At 72.3% G+C, this 15,771-nt stretch carries 12 protein-coding genes; 11 read left to right on the top strand and 1 reads right to left on the bottom strand.

From position 1 onward, the window contains the following. Positions 1-4 precede the first annotated feature (4 nt). Positions 5-664, top strand: coding sequence for an NrsF family protein (locus tag WME76_RS39660; RefSeq protein WP_437957348.1), 660 nt, complete (start codon positions 5-7; stop codon positions 662-664). A gap of 2 nt (positions 665-666) precedes the next feature. On the opposite strand, the gene WME76_RS39665 is transcribed toward WME76_RS39660, so the two are convergent. Further along, complete coding sequence (locus WME76_RS39665) at positions 667-1,281, bottom strand: hypothetical protein (protein ID WP_437957349.1); 615 nt, start codon at positions 1,279-1,281, stop codon at positions 667-669. Positions 1,282-1,312: 31 nt separating this feature from the next. Here WME76_RS39665 and WME76_RS39670 point away from each other — a divergent pair, with 31 nt between their 5' ends. The 10 genes from WME76_RS39670 to WME76_RS39715 all read left to right on the top strand — a co-directional run bounded on the left by WME76_RS39670 (position 1,313) and on the right by WME76_RS39715 (position 15,763). Next, the gene (locus WME76_RS39670) at positions 1,313-2,212 is read left to right on the top strand and encodes a hypothetical protein (protein ID WP_437957350.1); all 900 of its coding nucleotides are present in this window, start codon (positions 1,313-1,315) and stop codon (positions 2,210-2,212) included. Further along, positions 2,209-4,452: a hypothetical protein gene (locus tag WME76_RS39675; RefSeq protein ID WP_437957351.1), complete on the top strand. Its 2,244-nt coding sequence runs from the start codon at positions 2,209-2,211 to the stop codon at positions 4,450-4,452. Before WME76_RS39670 ends, WME76_RS39675 begins: the two co-directional genes overlap by 4 nt. Further along, the gene (locus tag WME76_RS39680) at positions 4,449-6,938 is read left to right on the top strand and encodes a helicase HerA-like domain-containing protein (RefSeq protein ID WP_437957352.1); all 2,490 of its coding nucleotides are present in this window, start codon (positions 4,449-4,451) and stop codon (positions 6,936-6,938) included. Before WME76_RS39675 ends, WME76_RS39680 begins: the two co-directional genes overlap by 4 nt. Positions 6,939-7,023: 85 nt before the next feature. Further along, positions 7,024-7,497 (top strand): nucleoside 2-deoxyribosyltransferase domain-containing protein, encoded by a 474-nt coding sequence (locus tag WME76_RS39685; protein WP_437957353.1) that lies wholly within the window; start codon positions 7,024-7,026, stop codon positions 7,495-7,497. A 299-nt stretch (positions 7,498-7,796) separates the two neighbouring features. Continuing rightward, positions 7,797-7,952, top strand: a complete 156-nt coding sequence (locus tag WME76_RS39690) for a hypothetical protein (RefSeq protein ID WP_437957354.1) — start codon at positions 7,797-7,799, stop codon at positions 7,950-7,952. Between the two features lie 394 nt (positions 7,953-8,346). Then, a complete protein-coding gene (locus WME76_RS39695) occupies positions 8,347-10,629 on the top strand; it encodes a TonB-dependent receptor (protein WP_437957355.1) in 2,283 nt (760 codons plus the stop codon). A 46-nt stretch (positions 10,630-10,675) separates the two neighbouring features. Then, positions 10,676-11,707: a 2,3-diaminopropionate biosynthesis protein SbnA gene (gene sbnA / locus WME76_RS39700; protein ID WP_437957356.1), complete on the top strand. Its 1,032-nt coding sequence runs from the start codon at positions 10,676-10,678 to the stop codon at positions 11,705-11,707. Further along, positions 11,704-12,717, top strand: a complete 1,014-nt coding sequence (gene sbnB, locus WME76_RS39705; protein ID WP_437957357.1) for a 2,3-diaminopropionate biosynthesis protein SbnB — start codon at positions 11,704-11,706, stop codon at positions 12,715-12,717. The genes sbnA and sbnB overlap by 4 nt, the downstream gene beginning before the upstream one ends. Continuing rightward, positions 12,699-14,573 carry an IucA/IucC family protein gene (locus tag WME76_RS39710; protein WP_437957358.1) on the top strand — a complete coding sequence of 625 codons (1,875 nt, stop codon included), beginning with the start codon at positions 12,699-12,701 and terminating at the stop codon, positions 14,571-14,573. Before sbnB ends, WME76_RS39710 begins: the two co-directional genes overlap by 19 nt. Next, positions 14,570-15,763 carry a type III PLP-dependent enzyme gene (locus WME76_RS39715; protein WP_437957359.1) on the top strand — a complete coding sequence of 398 codons (1,194 nt, stop codon included), beginning with the start codon at positions 14,570-14,572 and terminating at the stop codon, positions 15,761-15,763. The genes WME76_RS39710 and WME76_RS39715 overlap by 4 nt, the downstream gene beginning before the upstream one ends. The last annotated feature ends 8 nt before the right edge of the window (positions 15,764-15,771 follow it).

Genomic DNA, 15,771 nt, shown 5'->3' on the forward strand with positions numbered 1-15,771 from the left:
CGATTTGCTGGAAGGACTCGAGGACATCCCCGATCCCGCGGGCCACCTCGCCGACCGCCCGCCGCCCGTGATGGCGGCGCCGGCCGAGCCGTCGCTCACGCGGCCCGCGCGCGAGCGCCGCGTCGTGAGCGCGATGCTGGCGGGGCTCACCTGGGTCCTGCTCCTGACCTGGATCGCGGGCTTCCGCGCCGATCTCGGCGCGCCCCGGGTCGCGATCCCGCTCGCCCTCTGGGCGTTGCTCTCCGGCGTCGGCCTGCGGCTCGCGCTGGCGGCGCGCGCCCGGGGTCTGCCGGCCGGCGTGAGGGCGCTCCAGGCGCTCGTCGCCGCGGTGCCGGTCGGGTTCCTTGCCGCGGCCGTCGCGACGTCGGGCCTCGCCGACGGACCGCTGTCCCCGAGGTCGAACCTCAGGTGCAGCGCGATCGGCCTCGGCATGGCGCTGCTGCCGCTCGCGCTGGCGGCGTTCGTCCTGCGCCGCTCGTTCCTCTCGGCTCCGGCATGGCGCGGCGCCGCGATCGGCGCCCTGTGCGGGCTCGGGGCGGTGATCGGCATCCAGGCGCATTGCGCGTACGACGACCTCCTCCACGTCACCTTCGCGCACGGCCTGCCGATCGCGGCCGGCGCGCTCCTCGGCGCGGCCGCCGGGTCGCTGGGCGGGCGGGCCTGACATCACGGTCCGCGAGCGTCACGCTCGGATCCTTGCCGCGCTCGAGTCGCCTCTTCGTCCTGCTGAAGGAGCGCGGCTATCCTCCGCCTCTTTCGTGAGCAGGCCGCAGACTCCCTCGCTGCCGATCGGCACCAACAGGCGGTCTGTCGGCGGAACACAGGCAGGGAGCCCTGCATTGCTGGAGAGCCGTGGCAGTTCCACGGACGAGCCCGCTTCGGCCGCGGAGTGCGCCAGGGCGTTACACCCGATCGGATCGTCCGGAGCCAGCGCCACGCGAGACGCTCGCCCTTCGCGGCGGGGCGATGGATCAGAGGCTCTTCCCATGGCGAGACGCCCGAGTAATCTCGGACGCTCGGGAGGTGGGTCACGAACAAGAACGCCGCATCGAGCCCGCGTGCGCGGGCGACGACCACGAAGTCCACGGCAGCCAGGAAGAGCAGCGCCGAGGAGCCGAAGAAGGCCTCTGCGCCCCGAAAGGCCGCCTCGCCGAAGGAAAAGGCTGCCGCGAAGCCGAAGGAAAAGGCTGCCGCGAAGCCGAAGGAAAAGGCTGCCGCGAAGCCGAAGGAAAAGGCTGCCGCGAAGCCGAAGGAAAAGGCTGCCGCGAAGCAGAGGGCCACGGCGGGCAAGAAGGTTCCGCCGCCCTCGCCGGTGCCGAGGCTCCTCGGCGTCCTCGAGTCGCAGAAGCAGCTCGGCGGCGCGTCGTACCCGCCGACGCTCGAGCGGCTCGCGGAGCTGACCGGTGACACGCCCGCCGTGACCCTCAAGGCGCTGAGCGCCAGGGACGCGAAAGGACGCGTGCTGCTCTCCCGCGCCGCGGGAGGCAAGAAGAAGCCAGGGCCCGGTACGACGCTCGTGCTGCTCGCGGACGACCTGGAGGCAGTCGCGCAGTCCGATCGGCTCCTGGAGCTGCAGCTCCAGTCGGCGCGCAAGCCCGACGCTCCCGCGGTCGATCTGGCGCAGCTCTCCGAGGGCCTCCTGCCTGCCCTGGGCCGCGCGTTCAAGGCGGCGCTCGAGCAGCGCATCGCCGACCGCCGGCTTCCCCGGACCCTCGGCGCCCTGACCGGAAAGACCCCGCTGTTCTTCTTCCTCGCTGACGCCGTCCTCCCGGCCGCCGCCACGCCCGCGCTCCCCGCCGCGGCCACGACCGCCTCCGCGCTCGACGCCGCTCCCCGCCTCACGGCCTCCAACGGCGCCCACCCCGCGGCCTCCGCCGGCGCCGGCAAGGCGCCCACCGACGCCCTCCGCGAGGCCCCCTCCGACGGCGCCCCCGCCGCCCCCTTCGCCGCCCGCTTCGACGCCGCCTTCACCGCCCTCGACCGCGACGCCGGCGGCCTCAACTACGTCACCCTCCGCGCCCTCCGCGCCGCGCTTCCCGACGTCCCGCGCTCCATCTTCGACGCCGAGCTCGCCGCCCTCCGGCGCCAGCGCCGCTACTCGCTCGACCCCTCCGACGGCCGCCACCACCAGATGGCCGACGCCGAGCGCGAGGCCGGCATCCTCGAAGCCGGCAACCTGCTCGTCTACGTCGCCCGGAGGCACGACGCATGACCAGCGAGCGCATGAGCAGCGAGGAGCCCACATTCGAGCGCTTCCTCGCGGCCGTCCGGGGCACCAACCCGTTCCGCAGCCACCGCATCACCGATGTCGGGAGCGGCGAGGCCACGGTCGAGTCGATCCACAAGAACGCCTTCAGCAAGCTCACGCGCGTCGTGCAGGACGCCGCGAAGGAGCCGATCAGCCTCGGCGCGCTGCTCATCGGCGCGCCCGGCGTCGGCAAGAGCCACCTGCTCGCGCGGCTGTTCCAGTGGGCCGGGGAAGACAAGGCCACGGTCGTCTACCTGCACAACATCCTCGCCTCGCCCGAGCGGATGCTCCGGTACGTGCTCAACGCGACCGTCAGCGACCTCGCGGGGCACCGCGGGAGCGACTACACGCAGTCGCGCCTCTACACCATCCTCAACCGAGCCCTCATCAGGTCGGGCGCGCTCAAGGGCCGCAAGATGATGATGGGGCCCAGGGAGATCGAGGCGCGCAAGGAGGCGCTGGCCCGGCTCGGCGCCAGGATCGACCCGCAGAACGCGGTCATCCCCGTGCTCAACGCGTTCCTCACCGGGACGTCGCACGGGAGCCTCGGCGACGCCGCCGCCGAGCGGCGCGCGCACGCGGCGGTGCTCTGGCTCTCCGGCGAGACGCTCGGGCCCGACGAGGCGCGCCTGCTCGACGGCGCGCGCCTGCCCGACCAGGCCGCCGGCGCCGCAGACGACGGCCTCGCCCTCCCGGACGACGCGGCGGTGGAGCGCGTCCTCCACGTCCTCGCCCACCTGTGCGCCCTCGCCGAGCTCCCGCTCGTGCTCTGCCTCGACCAGGTCGACAACCTCGATCGGGACGCCGTGCGCGCCCTCATGTCGTACGCGCACGCGCTGCTCGACCGGGCGAAGCACCTCGTCGTGATCGTCTCCGGGGTGAAGCAGTCCATGCTCTCCCTGCGCACCGGCGAGGTGATCCCGGCGGCCGCGTGGGACCGGATCGCCGAGCGGATCCTCGAGCTGCACATGATCTCGCCCGAGGAAGCCCGCGCCATCCTCGAGGGGCGGCTCGACGCCGCGCTCTCCGGCTTCGAGGAGAAGGAGATCGAGGAGGTCATCGCCGCGCGCAAGCGCGATCGGCTGTTCCCGCTCGGCAGCGCGTGGCTCGAGCAGCGCCTCGACGGCGTGCAGGAGCTAAGGCCGCGGGACGCGATCCTCTGGGCGCGCGACCGCTGGGAGGCGCAGCAGGACCGGCTCGCCGCCGTCGGCGGCAAGCGCTGGCTCAAGGAGTGGCCCGGCCCCGGCCCCGACGGCGGCCGAGCGCCGGCGCCGACCGCGAAGCTCGAGGACGTCATCGACGCCGAGGTGAAGAAGAAGCTCGAGGAAGGCAAGATGCGCCGCCGGCTGCAGCAGGCGTCGCTGCCGCCCGACGAGGACAACCTCGCGAGCCTCACGCACCACCTGCTCGCGAGGTGCGCCGGCCAGAACGCCTCGACGCTCGTGAGCATCGAGCACCTCACCGCGAAGAAGCGGGGCAAGGCCCCGGCGTACCACCTGCTGGCCAGGGAGAAGCGCGCCGACGGCGTGACGGTGACCACGGGCGTGACGTTCCTCTGCGCGCCGAGCGGGCACGGCGCGCGGATGCCGCTCCAGCGCATGGCCGACGACACGAAGCACACGGACAAGCGCATCCTCGTCACCGACGAGGAGCGCCGGCCGCTGCGGCTCGGCGGCGCCGGCAAGGCCGCGTACGACGCGCTCTGCAAGCTGGGCCGCCAGCGCTTCCTCCACCTCCACCTCGACTTCGCCGGGCACGCGGAGCTCGACTCGCTGGTGGGGCTGCTCGGCGCCGCGAGGAGCCAGGACCTCGAGATCGAGCACCCGCGCGGGCAGTACCGCAAGGTGACCGAGGCCGAGGTGATGGCGTCCTTCCAGCGCCAGAGCCTGCTGCTCGCGCACCCGCTGCTGCGCGAGCTGCTCACCGAGGAGATCGTGAAGGGCGGCACCGACTCGGTGGCGCCGCTGCCGTGGGATCCGCAGCAGACGCGGGAGCACATCATGGCCGAGCTGTCGTGGCGCCTCGGCCTGATGGCGAAGGAGCTCGCGCAGATCTTCGCGGCCCGGAAGAAGCTGTCGGACAAGCGCTTCCCGGAGGCCTGGTCGCACATCAAGAAGACGGCGCAGGCGCTCCACGACGAGGGCCACGTGCACGCGACGGCGACGGACGACGACCTGTTCGTCCAGCTCCGGGGCAAGAAATGAGGCTCGTCCACGTCAACGTGACCCAGCTCCGCGTCGCGGCGACGTGCCCGAGGCTCCACTGGTTCGACACGCGCGCCACGGCCGAGCGGCAGGACGGGCGGAAGGTCGTGAGCCGCATCTGGCGCAAGGGCGGGGAGGCGCCCGGCTGCGGCGCGCTGTTCCACACCGCGGTGGAGCGCTTCAACGCCGCCGCGCGGAGCTCGGACGAGGTGCTCGGCGCGCTCGAGGGCGCCCGCGACGCCGAGGGCCTCCAGCAGGCGCTGATGCGCTGGTTCAACGGCGCGTGCCTCGACCTCGACGCGCTCGCGGCGCGCCCCGTGCCGCTGCGGCTGGGCTTCATCTCCGCGGTCCAGGTCTACATGGAGGAGCTCGCGCGCCTCGCGGTGCACGCCAGGGCGGCCGGCCTGCCCGCGGCGGAGCTCAGGGATCAGCTCTTCGCGGACTCGCGCAAGCGGGTCGACGTGACCTTCCACGTCGGGGACGACGTCCACGTCCACGTGACCGGGGCGATCGACTACGTGTACTTCGATCCGCGGCTCGGGAAGCACCGCATCGTGGACTACAAGCTCACGCCGGCGACCTCTCCCAACAGCGATCTGTTCCAGGTCTTCACCTACGCGCTGATGCACCACCACCAGCACGGCACGAGGCCGGACGTGGCGGTGTTTTATCTCCACCCGACGCGCAGCGTCCGGGAGGCGCGCTGGGAGGAGGTCGAGGCGAAGCGCGGCAAGGTCCACGAGCTCATCGCCAGCATGGTGGCCTGGTCCGACCACGCGCTGGGCGCCGGGGGGCTGCCGCCGCCGGGCGACCGCACGTACTGCGACGGCTGCAAGCACGAGCGCTCCGGGGCCTGCGTCGCAGCGCTGGGCCACAAGGACAGGGGCTCATGGGACCGGCGCTGGACGGCGCTCGAGGCCACCCGCGGCGACGGCGTGGACGAGAGCGCGCCGGCCGCGGCCCGCGCGCCGGCGGCCAGCGAGACGACGGCCGACGAGCCGATGGTGGACGACGATCCCGAGCTCGAAGCGGCGCTGGCGGTCGTGAAGCCGGCCGAGCGCCCGGAGCTGGCGCCGGCCCCGGGCCGCGAAAAAAAGGCGCCCGCGGAGGCACCGCCGGGCCGCGGGCCCACGGCGCCGCCGGGCGCGCGGCCGCCGGAGGCCCGGACCGCGGGCGTCACCGGCATGCTCCTCGGGTTCGACGACGGCGGCGCGCCGGTCTGCCTGGATCCCGCGGTGCTGCGGACGCACGTCTCGGTCGTCGGGGCCGCGGGCAGCGGCAAGACGTGGATGGCCAAGATCATCGCCGAGGAGGCGCTGCGCGCCGGCGTCCCCGTGCTGGCGATCGATCCCCAGGGCGATCTGGTCCAGATGATGGAGGCGCGCCCGCGCGCCGACGTGCCGCCGGCGCTGCGCCGCGCGTGGGAGGAGCTCCAGGAGCGCATGGAGCCGCGCATCCTCACGCCCGGGTCCTCGCACGGCCTGCGGCTCTGCCTCGACCCGCTTCGGCTCCCGAGCGCGAGCGAGCTCTCGCACATCGCGAACCCCGCGCTGCGCGCCGAGGAGGAGGAGGGCCTGCTCGTGGCCGTGGCGGCGAACCTCGTCAGCCTGTGCGCGTGCGGCGGCGAGGAGGAGTCGCAGCGCACGTTCCTCTACCAGGTGCTGCGGCACCTGCCGCGCGCGGCGCCGGTGCGGCTGCGGGACATCGTGGCCGCGGTGAGCGCCCCGGAGGACCTCGGCATGGACGAGGTGGACACGCTGATCCGCAAGTCCGAGCGCGAGCGGCTCGCGCGCCGGCTCAACACGTTCGTGCAGGGCCCGTCGGCGCGGCTGTTCACCGGGGGGACGCGCCTCGACTTCACCGAGCTGCTCCGGCCGTCGAGGCCCGGGCGCGTCCCGCTCAACATCGTTTACCTGAACGCGCTCAGCAACGATGACGAGAAGCACTTCTTCCTCGCGGCGCTCGCGACGGAGCTCTACCGCTGGATGATCACGACGGTCGACGCGAGCACTGGCGGCAGGGTGAACCTGCTCTTCTACATCGACGAGGCGCGCGACTGGATCCCTGCCGGCGGCGGCAAGCCGCCCGCGAAGCAGCCGCTGATACGGCTCTTCACGCAGGGCAGGAAGTACGGCGTGGGCTGCCTGCTCTGCACGCAGAGCCCCCGCTCGGTGGATTACAACGTGTTCGGCAACACGAGCACGAAGCTCATCGGGCGGCTGGAGGCGGCCCAGGACGTGGACCGCGTGATCGACTGGTTCACGATCGAGGGCGGGGTCCCCTCGTGGGTCGCGGCGCGCAAGGGGGCAGAGAAGGGGAGCTTCGTGGCGCGCTGGCCCGACATGCCGGGCGAGCTCGCGGGGCGCGCGTTCAAGGGGCGGACGCTGTTCACGCGGCACGCCGGCGCGTGGTCGCCCGACCGGGTGGAGAAGGCGGTCACGGAGGCGGGGCTGCGCGGGGTGGGCGCGGGCGGCGAGGGCGGGTGAGGCGCCGCGGGCGAGCGCGACCGCGAGGGGGGCCGGAGCGAGGGCGGCAGCGAGATCGACGTGCTCTGAACAGCGAGGTTTCCCGATGATCGAGGTGCTGGCGCCACGGCCGTTCGACGCGTTGAGAGGACCGAAGCTCTTCCTGGCCGGGACCATCGATAACGGCCAGGCCGAGCCCTGGCAGGCGAGCGTCGCGCAGGAGCTCGCCGATCTCGACGTGGTGATCCTGAATCCACGGCGCGAGCGCTGGGAGCCCGACTGGGCGCAGAGCCTCGACAATCCGGGCTTCGTGGAGCAGGTCGAGTGGGAGCTCCGCGGGCTGGAAGAGGCGGACGTCATCCTGATGTACTTCGCGGCCGGATCACGGTCGCCGATCAGCTTGCTCGAGCTCGGCCTGTTCGGGCGCTCCGGGAAGATGCATGTCGTCTGCCCGGAGGGGTTCTGGCGCAAAGGCAACGTCGATGTGGTATGCGAGCGGTACGCCATCCCGCGCTATGCGACGCTGGCCGATGGCGTGCGCGCAGCGCGGGGCGCGCTCCTGGGCAGGGGCGGCGGATGAGGCGGGCTCTTCGATGACGCTATCGCGCGGCGGCTGTTTCAGTGGCCGATCGCGCGGGCCCGCTGAACACGAAGGTGAACGCGACGCCGGCGTGGATCCCGGTGAAGGACCGCCGCGAAAGCCCTTCGCCCAGAGCGTCTCGAAGCCGGCGTGTCCACCGATGCGGAGCACGGGCGGAAGGGCATAGTCGACCGCGAAGCCGATATCGAGCAAGGGCGCTTCCGCGTGGGTCGAACCCTCGGATCCGCCGCTGTCGTTCGTGAAGGAGCAGCGCGGGGCAGGTCCCGTTCATCGCTGTCTTGACGGCGGAGACAGCGACGGGACGTCCCTTCGCGCTCTGGCTCGAGGGCGAGCGCTGGGTCGTACCTGCAGGCGAGGATCGAACGGGCGACTTCTTCAACAGGGTGATCACGCCGCCCAGCGGCGCGCGCTGCGCGCTCGACCTGGGAACCTGAAGGGCCGTCGAGGCCGCCCGCGAGACGGCGCCCTCAGCGGCGAGAACCTGTCCGGGCGCTCTCTGGGCCGCCGACGCTGCTCGCCATCGCCCGCGATCGCCGCCCCGGATGCGCACAGAGGAAAGAATTTTCCGTTCACACGCATCCCAGCTCACAAAAAGCGCCCCGCTTGAGAGTCCGCTTGCATCTCAAACAAGAAAATGAAAATCATATTCATCATCAAGGCGTAGGTGAGGGAGCACACGGTGGCGGCCAGGCGGGCGAGCTCCGGAAGGAGGGAGACTCGCGAGCGCGGGCAGCGCGACGGCGTTCAGCGCCCTGAAGGCGCCGGCGTCCGGATGAAGAGCGGTCACCACGACCGCTCGGCAGGGAAAGATCTTCGCACGATATGAAAATGAAATTCATATTCAATGGCCGCTGCAGGGGTCGCGCCTGGGCGACGCTTCGCTGCGCCGTGGCGCTGCTCTCCGGCGCTGGCGCGATCGGCGCCCCGGTGCGCGCGCTGGGCCAGGCTGCGGGCGAGCCAGCCGGCGCCGCGGCCGAGCAGCGACCGGCGCCGCAGGCCTCAGGCGATCAGGCCGGCGAGGCGGCCGCAGCTTCCGCGCAGGTCGCCGGGGCACGACCGATCGAGGTCCTCGTGACGGCCGCGCGGCGGCCGGAGCGCATCGACGCCGTACCCGCGTCGGTGTCCGTGCTGTCGAAGGAGCAGGTCCAGGCCGAGGCGGCGCTGTCGAACGGGAGCCTCGGCGACGCGCTGGGAAAGCTCGTGCCCGGGATGGGGCTGGGTAGCGAGACGCAAAGCTCGTTCGGACAGACGCTCCGCGGTCGCAAGGTGCTGGTGCTCATCGACGGCATTCCCCAGCACACCATCCGCAACGTCTCGAGAGATCTCCAGACGATCTCGCCGCTCGCCGTGGAGCGCATCGAGGTGATCCGCGGGACGACGCCGCTCTACGGAGAGGGCGCCGCGGGCGGCATCGTCAACATCATCACGCGCAGGCCGGCCGCGGAGGGCGTCCAGCTCACGACGGACGTCGCGGCCAGCGCGGCGCCGCTCGACCTGGCCGACAGCCTCGCCGGCAGCGTCGCCCAGGCCGTGGCCGGCAAGCACGGTCGACTCTATTACAACGTGCACGCGAGCCTCGAGAAGACGACAGGCCTCTTCGACGCCGAGGGAGATCGCATCCCGCCCGATCCGCACGGGCAGGGCGGTCTGGGCGACCTCTGGGCGTGGAGCGGCCAGTGGCGGCTCGGCGTCGAGCTGAGCCCCGCCGAGCGGCTCGAGCTGTCGGCCGGCTATTACCAGAACGTCCAGGATACCGAGTTCGCGAGCGATCCCGCCGTGGACGCGGCGCCGCCGGGCACGCTGAAGGCGCGCGCCGCGCGGGGCCTCGACCTCGATGATCCGCAGGGGACGCGCAACGCGCAGGCGAGCGCGACCTACAGGAACGTGCGCGCGCTCGGCGGCGAGGTGAACGCGCAGATCTACTTCCGGAACTACCTCAGCCGGTTCTTCCCGTTCGACGGCCGCGAGGCGGCCAACTACCGCCACATCGTCCAGTCGCAGCTCGAATCGCAGCGCCTCGGCGGGCGGTTCCAGGCGAGCACGTCCCTCCCGCACCGGCTCACCGCGCTCTACGGCATCGACGTCTCCGGCGAGCGCACCGCGCAGCCGGTGGCGATCATGGACGAGGAGGCCCACGACGCGAGCGGCGGCCTCGTGTTCCGCGCCGCGGGATACCGGACGTGGGTGCCGCGGATGGAGGTCGGGAACCTCGCCCCCTTCGTCCAGCTGCAATGGGCGGCGACCCCATGGCTCGCGCTGCGCGCGGGGGTGCGCGAGGAGCTCGTCACCCTGAGCGTCGGTGACTACACGACGCTCGTCGGCAACGCGGTCGAGGGAGGACGCCTGTTCTTCCAAAGGCCCTTGCTGCACGCCGGCGCGGTCGTGACCATGCCGGCGCAGCTCTCGGCCTTCGTCAGCTTCGCCCAGGGCTACTCGCTGCCCGACGTGGGGCTCATCCTGCGCAACGCGCCGGCGGGCTCCACCGTGGAGAGCCTCGAGACCGAGCCTCAGCTCGTGGACGCCATCGAGGTCGGCGTCCGGCGCGAGGGGCGCGCCGTGACCGGGACCGTCGCAGTCTTCTACAACACGTCATCTCTGGGCACGAGCTCCGGCGGGCTCAACGCGCCGGTCGTCCGCGCGCCCGAGCGGGTCTATGGCCTGGAGGCGACCGTCGACGCGCGCTTCCTCGAGAGCTTCCGCGCCGGCGCGGGCGTGAGCCTCCTCGAGGGGGAGCTCGACAGGGAGGATGACGGGGCATACACGCCGCTCAACACGTACCGCATCCCGCCGCCGAAGGTCACCGCGTACCTCGGCAAGCAGATCGTGCCGGACTGGGACGTCCAGCTCCAGGCGATCTACTCGGGGGCGCGAGACCGCTTCTCCGGGGTCGCCGAGCCCGGGTTCGGCGAGCTCCCGGTCGACCCGTTCCTGCTCCTCGAGCTGCTCAGCACGGCCGAAGTCGGCCCCGGCCGGCTGAGGGTGGGTGTCGCCAACCTGCTCAACCAGCAGGTCATGCCGGTGACGTCGCAGCTCCTCTATTCCGGCTCGAACTCGAGCCACGCCGCCGGATCAGGGATGAGGGTCAGCGTCGGATACGCATTCACGTACTGAGCCGCACCCACGTTTGAACGACAGGACCGATCCACAGGAGGATTGCATGGTACACGACTCGATCGTCAGTTGCGTCGGGAAGACACCGCTGGTCCATCTCCGGCGCCTCTTCCCGTTCCAGGGGCTCTCCGTCATCGCGAAGCTCGAGCTCCTGAACCCCGGCGGGAGCGTCAAGGACCGCCCCGCCCGCTTCATCGTGGAGCAGGGGCTCAAGGCGGGGACCATCGACGCCCGCACGCCCCTCGTCGAGAGCTCTTCGGGCAACCTCGGCGTCGCCCTGGCCATGGTGGCGCGGGCTTATGGGCTCACGTTCACCTGCGTGGTGGATCCGAAGATATCCCCCGCGAACCTGCGCGTCCTCCGCGCCCTCGGCGCGCGGATCGACATGGTCCATGAGCGCGACGAGCAGGGAGGCTATCTCGGCACGCGCATCCGCCGCGTCCAGGAGCTCGTGAAGAGCGCCCCGGGGACGGTGTGGATCAACCAGTACGCCAACGAGCTCAACTGGCGAGCGCACTACGAGGGGGAGGGGGAGGAGATCGTCCGCGAGCTGGGGGCGCCCGTCGATGTGCTGATCGTGGCGGTCAGCACGACAGGCACGATCCTGGGGCTCGCGCGGCGACTGCGAGAGCACAACCCGCGCGTCCGCGTGGTGGCCGTCGACGCGGCGGGGTCCGTGATCTTCGGCGGCCCGCCGGCGCGGCGCGAGCTGCCCGGCATGGGCGCGAGCCGCGTGCCCGAGCTGTTCACCCCGGCCGAGATCGACGAGGTCATCCACGTGAACGACAGGGACGCGGTGCACGGGTGCCGCGCGCTCGCCGCGCACGAAGGGATCTTCGCGGGCGGGTCCTCCGGCGCGGTGGTGTCGGCCATCCGCAAGCTGACGCCGCGCCTGCCGCGCCCGTCCACGGTGCTCACCGTGCTGCCGGACCGCGGCGATCGGTACCTCGACATGGTCTACGACGACGCCTGGGTCGACCGGCTCGACGGCGTCGACGGCGAGCTCCGGCCGCTGCTCTCGGCGCGGCCCGCGCGGCGGCCGGCCGCCCTCGCGATGGGGCAGGGAGGTGCGCTGTGAGCGAGCAGCGGCTCCTGTACCTCGGCCGCGCCGACGTCTCGCGCCTGAGCGGCGCGTCGACCCGGCTCTACGTGGACGCGGTGGAGAGGGCGCTCAGGCTGCACGCCGAGCGCAAGTTCGTCCAGCCGCTCAAGCCGTACCTGCGCTGGCGGGGCGAGCAGAACCACGTCGCCGACCGGATCATCGCCATGCCGGCGTACCTCGGCGGCGATCGCCCCGCGGCCGGCATCAAGTGGATCGGCAGCAAGCACGACAACCCGGCCGCGCGCGGCGTCGAGCGCGCGAGCGCGCTCGTCGTGCTGAACGACACGGACAGCCACTATCCGATCGCCATCCTCGAGGGGGCGCTGATCAGCAGCTACCGAACGGCCGCCGTCACCACGGTGGCGGCCCGCCACCTCGCGCGGCAGGGCTTCGAGGACCTCGCGTGCCTCGGCTGCGGGCCGATCGGGCGCACCCAGGTCGACATGGTGCTGGAGCACTTCCCGGCGGTCCGGCGCGTCCACCTCTTCGACGTGAACCGCGCGGCCGCGGGGCGGTACGCCGACGAGCTGGCGAGCCGCCCACGCCGGCCGGAGGTCGTCGTGGCGGAGTCGGCCGAGGCGGCCGTGCGCGCGGGAGAGCTCGTGATCACCGCCACGGTCGTCGACAAACCCTACCTGCCGCACGCGTGGCTCAGGAAGGGCGCGTTCCTGAGCAACGTCTCGATCATGGATGTGCACAAGGAGGTCTTCCTCGAGGCCGACAAGGTCGTCGTCGACGACTGGGATCAGTGCAACCGGGAGAAGAAGGTCATCCACCAGCTCGTCGAGGAGGGGCGGTTCTCGCGGGAGCGGCTGCACGCCGAGCTCGGCGAGGTCGTGGCCGGCGCCCGGCCAGGCCGGGAGGACGATCGGGAGATCATCCTCCTCAACCCCATGGGAATGGCCGTTGAAGACATCGCCTGCGCGCAGGCGGTCTATCAGGCGGCGGTCGACGCGGGAGCAGGGACATGGCTGCCGCTGTGCTGAGCGCGAAGAGGGACGCGGCGCCCGACCCGCGCGAGGGCCGGAGCGAGGCCGCCGGCGCCGTCGCGCCGATCATCATGCATCGCCTGCTGAACACGTACCTCCGGGAGGTCGGCGGCGCGAGCCCGCTGCCCGCCGCCCCGCCCGACAGCGACCTCGCGTCGCCGCGGGAGCAGGAGGAGCTGCGGCAGCACGGCAATCCGATCCGCGTCGACCTGCCCATGACGGGCAGGGCGATCCTGACCGCGATAAGGAGATCTTCTCCGGCCGGTCATCACGAGTTCGCTGGGCCCATCCTCGTGGCCTCGGGCGGCGGCGCGCCGCCGGAGGAGGTGACGCAGCCCCTCTTGCTCGCCGACGTCATGCTGGCCGAGCTCGCCCTGCGCGAGGCGAGCCCCGCCGCGGCCGAGGAGCGGCGCCGCGAGCTGCTGCTCGACGTCGCGCGCAGCGTGGAGAGCACGGCGGTGTTCGCCGCGCCGCGCCTGGAAAAGGCGGCGCCGGCGCCGTGGCTGCGGTCGGACGGCATCGACGGCTTCCTCGGGGCCGAACAGTCGCTCGTCTTCGGACACCCGTTCCACCCCGCCCCCAAGAGCTCGAGCCTGGTCCGCCGGGCCGATCTGAAGCGGTACAGGCCGGAGCTGTCGGCCTCGTTCCAGCTCCACTATTTCGCCGTCTCGCCCGAGATCGTCCTCGAGGACGCGCTCCCGGGCACCGGCGAGATCGCTTCGGCCGAGGTCAGGCGCGAGGCGTCGGAGCGCGCGGGCGCGTCACGCCGCTCCTGGCCGCTCCTGCCCTGCCATCCGTGGCAGGCCGACCACCTCCTCGAGCGCCCCGAGGTGGCGCCGCTCCTGCGCGACGGGCGCCTCGTCCACCTCGGCCCGCTCGGCGAGCACGCCCACGCGACGTCGTCGGTCCGGACCGTCTACCTGCCGGGTCAGGACTGCTTCTTCAAGCTGCCCGTGGACATGCGCATCACCAACTTCGTGCGCACGAACCCCGTCGAGCACCTGCGCCGGAGCCTCTCGGCGAGCCGCGTGCTCGCGCGCGTGGAGAGGGAGCTCCCCGATCGCGGTCTCGCGATCCTCCCCGAGCTCGCGTACCGCGGGATCGCGCCCGCGGCGTGGCCGGAGGAGCTGTCCTTCGCGATGGCGCAGCGCTTCGCGGTGCTCGTCCGCCGGGGGCTCGGGCGCGAGGACGGCCCGGCGCCGAAGGTGGTGGCCGCGCTCCTCGAGCCGTCGCTCGCCGGCGAGGCGCCCATCGCCGAGCTCCTGTGGAGGGCGTCCCGGCGGCGCGGCAGCCCCTTCACGTCCGCCTTCGTCTGCGAGTGGCTCGCCCGCTACCTCGAGGTGTCCATGCTGCCGCTCCTGTGGCTGTTCATCCACCGGGGGATCAGCCTCGAGGCGCACGCGCAGAACGCGCTCATCGCCCTGGACGAGGGGTGGCCGATACGGCTCTACGTGCGCGATCTGGAGGGGACGAGCATCAGCCGGCAGCGCGCCGCCGGGATGAGCCGGTATGGCGATCTCATCGCGGAGGACAGCCGCATCCTGGTCGACGACGCCGAGGCCTGGCAGCGGCTCCAGTACTACCTGTTCGTCAACCACCTCGCGCACCTGATCTCCACGCTGGCGGCGCACACGCGGGCGGAGGAGTGGCAGCTCTGGCAGGTCGCCCGCGGGCTGCTCGAGGACGCGAGCGCGCTCCGCGGCGGCGCGGGCGGGGACGTCGTCGCCGAGCTGCTCTCCCGGTCGGATCTGCCCGCCAAGGCGAACCTGGTGAGCCGGCTGGAGGGGCGGGCCGAGCGGCCGCTCTACGTGTCCATCCCGAACCCCCTCGCGGCGGAGGAGGTGGCCCCGTGAGCGCCGTGGTCGAGGACAGCATCCGGCAGCTCAAGGCGCAGCGGCAGGCGCCGCTCTGCGCCTATCTCTACGACCTGCCGGCGCTCCGCGCCTGGGCGTCCGACATCGCGGCGTCCCTGCCGCCCGCGTGCCGGCTCTACTACGCCATCAAGGCGAACTCGGAGCACAGGATCCTGGAGACCCTGCGCCCCGTCGTCAGCGGGTTCGAGGCGGCGTCACTCGGCGAGGTGCGCCGGATCCGCGCCGTGTCGCGCGACTGCCCCATCGTGTTCGGCGGCCCTGGCAAGACCGATGACGAGATTGAGGGGGCGCTCCAGGCCGGCGTCCGCCTCCTGCACGTGGAGAGCGCGCAGGAGCTGCGGCGCGCGGATCTCGCGGGTCGGCGCGCGGGGCGGCCGGTCGCCGTGCTCCTGCGGGTGAATCTCCGCGGGCCGCTGCCGGCCGCCACCCTCAAGATGTCCGGCGCGCCAACGCAGTTCGGCATCGACGAGGCGGAGCTCCCGGCGGTCCTGCGCGTGCTTCGTCATGAATGTACGCACGTGGAGCTGAAGGGCTTCCACCTCCACTCGCTGTCGAACAACCTGGACGCGGACAGCCACGCGGAGCTCATCGCGCTGTACCTGCAGAAGGCGGCCGGGTGGTCGGCCGAGCTCGGGCGGCGGCTCGAGGTGCTGAACGTGGGCGGCGGCATCGGCGTGAACTACCGGTCGCTCGACAGCCAGTTCGACTGGACGCGCTTTCGATCGCGTCTGGCGCGCGTCCTCGACGCGCACGCTCCCCCCGGCCTCGAGATCCTCTTCGAGTGCGGGCGCGTGGTCACGGCGGCGTGCGGTTATTACGCGGTCGAGGTGCTCGATCTCAAGCGGAACCACGGGACTCACTTCGCCGTGGTCCGCGGCGGGACTCACCACTTCCGTCTCCCGGCCTCATGGCAGCACAGCCACCCTTTCCGCGTGGTCGACGTGGACCAGTGGCCGTATCCCTTCGACCGGCCGGAGCTCGCGCGAGGCCACATCACGGTCGCGGGGCAGCTCTGCACGCCGAAGGACGTCCTCGCCCGCGACGCCTACGTCGAGCGGGTCAGGATCGGCGATGTGCTCGTGTTCTCCCACGCAGGCGCGTACGGGTGGAGCATCTCTCATCACGACTTCCTGAGCCACCCGCACCCGGAGACCCTCTATGTCGGCTGACGCGGGAT

Origin of the sequence: Sorangium sp. So ce119 (assembly GCF_051524405.1) — a bacterium.
In the GTDB taxonomy this organism is placed as follows: Bacteria; Myxococcota_A; Polyangia; order Polyangiales; family Polyangiaceae; genus Sorangium; species Sorangium cellulosum_G.

Excerpts from the sequence above, each read along its gene's own strand:
- WME76_RS39675 (WP_437957351.1), top strand. The coding sequence starts at position 2,209 with ATGACCAGCGAGCGCATGAGCAGCGAGGAGCCCACATTCGAGCGCTTC.
- sbnA (WP_437957356.1), top strand. The coding sequence starts at position 10,676 with ATGGTACACGACTCGATCGTCAGTTGCGTCGGGAAGACACCGCTGGTC.
- WME76_RS39685 (WP_437957353.1), top strand. The coding sequence starts at position 7,024 with ATGATCGAGGTGCTGGCGCCACGGCCGTTCGACGCGTTGAGAGGACCG.
- WME76_RS39695 (WP_437957355.1), top strand. The coding sequence starts at position 8,347 with ATGAAATTCATATTCAATGGCCGCTGCAGGGGTCGCGCCTGGGCGACG.
- WME76_RS39680 (WP_437957352.1), top strand. The coding sequence starts at position 4,449 with ATGAGGCTCGTCCACGTCAACGTGACCCAGCTCCGCGTCGCGGCGACG.
- WME76_RS39710 (WP_437957358.1), top strand. The coding sequence starts at position 12,699 with ATGGCTGCCGCTGTGCTGAGCGCGAAGAGGGACGCGGCGCCCGACCCG.